At 37.4% G+C, this 3,644-nt stretch carries 2 protein-coding genes and 1 pseudogene; all 3 read right to left on the bottom strand.

All coding sequences use genetic code 11. The annotated features are described in order from the left end of the window. Positions 1-970: 970 nt before the first annotated feature. Positions 971-2,509, bottom strand: a complete 1,539-nt coding sequence (locus ACQKMR_RS28180; RefSeq protein ID WP_427700218.1) for an HAL/PAL/TAL family ammonia-lyase — start codon at positions 2,507-2,509, stop codon at positions 971-973. A 28-nt stretch (positions 2,510-2,537) separates the two neighbouring features. Continuing rightward, the gene (locus tag ACQKMR_RS28175; protein WP_427700217.1) at positions 2,538-2,792 is read right to left on the bottom strand and encodes a hypothetical protein; all 255 of its coding nucleotides are present in this window, start codon (positions 2,790-2,792) and stop codon (positions 2,538-2,540) included. A 669-nt stretch (positions 2,793-3,461) separates the two neighbouring features. Further along, positions 3,462-3,644: pseudogene (locus ACQKMR_RS28170) on the bottom strand (leucine-rich repeat domain-containing protein); the annotation flags it as partial.

Genomic DNA, 3,644 nt, shown 5'->3' with positions numbered 1-3,644 from the left:
ATTGGAAGGTTATTTGGCATGCACAAATTTAGTATAGCATGAAATATTTTAAGTTTTCATTGAAAAATGTTGACAAACTATTAGCTGGTTTAGTTCCATACGAGAAAACTGTTAGTTAAAGAACGTTTGTTTCTTATCTCTAATTTCTTCTAAAATTTCTATTACACGATTGTTTTGTTTTTCTATATTCTTTAATCTTTTTTCAATAATACTTGAAGAAAAAATACAATAAGTATAAGAGCTATTCCAACAAATAATTCCATATTTCCCCTCCGGTGAATTCAGCTTATGTTTAAGAGTATAACTTTACTAACCTATATTTTCCAGAGTCTTTATGCAACTAACCTGCCCCGATAGTTGCATAACGAAAAAGCTGCCATAAAGACAGCTCTGATCTTCAGCTAAAGCACCCTTTACTTTAAGTACAATACTTCACAATCTTTTTTTACACCTCAATAAACTCAATCCCTTAAATGTATTATCCATGCAAAAAGACGCCTTCTTATTAAAGAAAAGCGCCCTATTCTTGATTAAACAAGAAGCTCATATTAGCTGGTATTTTTTAGACTTATTTACGTTCCCTAAATCCATCCCTAAATCAAAGTCCTTTTTATAAAGTTATTTACCTTAGAGAGAAAAGGATTAGAGTAAAAAAAATCACTATTTAACTACCAAAAGTGTCTTAGCATGGGTTTTACGTCAAATACTATAACTAGTGTAAAACATACTATTCATAGTATACAAATTAAGGAAAATCATTATAAAAATTACTTTATAGACATGATATCTTAACTCTGTAAACAATGAATAAACCATTGATAAACAGAGGTTTTCTATTTGCGAGGTAAGATAACCGCATAATGTTGGTGGGTTCCCATAGATAAATCGGGATTTGTAATGATAGAAAGCTTTTACCGTTGTAAATCCGTATTTTCCTGGAAGCTCCCCCTTAAGGAACCCCAAATCGGGCCTAAAGTAGTTTTCCAATCGTATCTTCTACAAGATCGATGATTTCGCCAGAATGGATTATCTCCCTTAACGTTTGTAAATGAGGGTAAAGGTATATGTCTTCCTCCAGTTTTGGCACAGAGTGGGCAATTTGGGTTAAAACAGCCCTTGAGGCAGAACCCGGTAATAAGTCACTTTCCATGAATTGATGGGCACAATATATAGATAACAATTCAACGGCTAGTACATATTCAAGCTTACTAGTTACCTGACGCGCTTTTTTTGCCGCATTGTATCCCATTGCTACATAATCTTCCTGATCAGCGCTGGTCGGGATGCTATCCACCGTAGCCGGATGGGATAATATTTTCATATCATTTAAAAGACCGGCTTGTGTATACTGCGGAATCATTAGTCCAGAGTTGAGCCCCGCTTTTTGGATGAGAAAAGATGGATAGCCGGAAAGCTGACCATTGATGAGGCGATTATTCCGCCTTTCTGACATCTTGGCAATTGCTGTGGCAGCAATACAAGCGGAATCCAACTCAATTCCCACATACGACGAATCACAATTACATCCCGATATTGCTCCAGCATCTTCCTCATCCGGCCATAAAATTGGGTTATCAGAACATGCATTCATCTCAATTTCAATCGTTTCCAATGCATCCTGCAGCGTTTTCTTTGCGGCTCCGTGCAGCTGGGGGATAGCACGCAAAGACAACGCATCTTGTAATCGATAATCCACAGACTCTTTGGCAATCATAGAGTCGCTTAACATTTTTCGAATGTTATACGCGGTATTTCTTTGATCCCCATGAGGACGAACACTCATTAACCGATCGTCAAAAGCACGCGTGGTTCCCTTTAAGACTTCTAGAGTCATGGCTCCGATAATATCAGCGATTGTAGCCGCCTTTAACATATCATACAATGCTAATGCTCCAATGCCTGTCGGGCTGGTTGTCCCGTTAATAAGGGCCAATCCTTCCTTTGCTGAAAGCACAAGCGGCTCCATGCCAACTCTGAGTAAAGCTTCCTTCGCGGGTAGGAGCTCTCCGTTTACATACGCCATCCCTTCACCAATCAGTACCAGCGCCATATGCGCTTCTACACTTAAATAACCGACAGAACCCTCCCGGGGGGCAAAGGGAATTAGACCGCGATTTAAAAACTGTCGATACATTTCTAGCGTTTCGAGCCGTACCCCCGAATACCCTTGTCCCAAATTTTGCAGGACCATAAGTATCGTAGCCCGCACTTCTTCCTCCACTAAGGGTTCTCCTACTGACGTAGCATGAGATAGAAGGATATTCCTTTGTAATTGGGCCGTTTTTTCCAAGGATATCAACTCTGTGGAAAGGGCACCAAAACCAGTATTGACTCCGTACATTACCTTTCCTTCTTCTATCCACTTTTCAGCGAGTTGCCTGGAACCTTCTACCCGTTGACGATAGCCATCAGAAAATTCGACCATGGCACCAAAACGTGCGACAGCTATAAATTCTTCAAGATTAATCCGATCACCAAGAGTTACTTTTTTTATATCACTAGCCTTCATATGTTTCTCCCCCTTTACCTTCCAATCGTTACTTTTCTATTTTATCAATGAAGAACATTTTAATTGCAGACACGACTTGCAACACGAAAACAAACAGGATGGATGAGCCACCAAGTGCTGCTAGATACTTTACACCATCAACCCCTTGTGCCCCTCCAGCGAAAGCGACCATTACGAAAGCAATAATTCCAATCGAAAGTACCCAAAGAAGTTTTATCCAATTTACAGACTCTTCGTCATGTTGAATGTTTACAGTACATAAAGAAGAAATTGTACGAACCATTGCATCAGCACCTGTAGAAAAAGAAAGAATGAGCGAAACCTGCTTTAATTGTATAACGAATATTCTGAAAAAATATTATGAATTAATCATTATTTTACAATTTATTTCAACGTATTTTAATTGTTATTGTTTTTTTATAAAAAATATTAACTATTCTACTTATAATCGCGTTCCGACCAACTTTTTGAAAGAATTATTCACTAAGGCTGGGATTCTTGCTAGAACAGTTAAGTAGTTCTGGTGTAAATATGACTATAAAGATTATCTTCTGTTACCAAAAACCTTTATTTTTTGTAAGTACCAGTCTGTAACTTGCTGCATATGTTTTATCAATTTCAAAAAGTATTGTTCAAAATGATTACCGAATACCTTTATTAAAAAGAAAAGTTAACTATTGGAAATAAAATACAGTCTCTGACTCGAAATTACATGTATCTCGGCTGAACCCCAATACGAAACAGAAGAGTTATTGCTCGTCTTCAACTGATTCTTTTATTGAAGATAATTTATTCAACAATCTGGCCCAATTATTGAACACATGTTAAACTTCGATCTTGAACTAAACTGCCCCGATAGTTGCATAAAGAAAATCTTCCTTAAAGACAGCTTCGATCTTCAGCTAACGCACCCGTTATTTGAAGAATAGAACAGCTATATATACTAAATTGGTTACCCTTTATACTTTCTTTGGAAAGCCTTGAATTGCTCTTCGTATTTTTGTAACCTTTGCAAATTAACTTTAGAATTTAAGAAAGGTTTTCGCTTACCTACAACCATTACATCCTCTTCCTCGATAGGGCTTGAAAGATGTACATATGGCTTAAATTTATCGCACTTAGTATTAGGAATAGC

The organism is Peribacillus sp. NPDC096540, assembly GCF_050278525.1.
In the GTDB taxonomy this organism is placed as follows: Bacteria; Bacillota; Bacilli; order Bacillales; family DSM-1321; genus Peribacillus.
Note: the sequence above shows the minus strand (reverse complement) of the source record. Positions and strands in the feature narration are given on the sequence as shown.

Excerpts from the sequence above, each read along its gene's own strand:
- ACQKMR_RS28175 (WP_427700217.1), bottom strand. The coding sequence starts at position 2,792 with ATGGTTCGTACAATTTCTTCTTTATGTACTGTAAACATTCAACATGAC.
- ACQKMR_RS28180 (WP_427700218.1), bottom strand. The coding sequence starts at position 2,509 with ATGAAGGCTAGTGATATAAAAAAAGTAACTCTTGGTGATCGGATTAAT.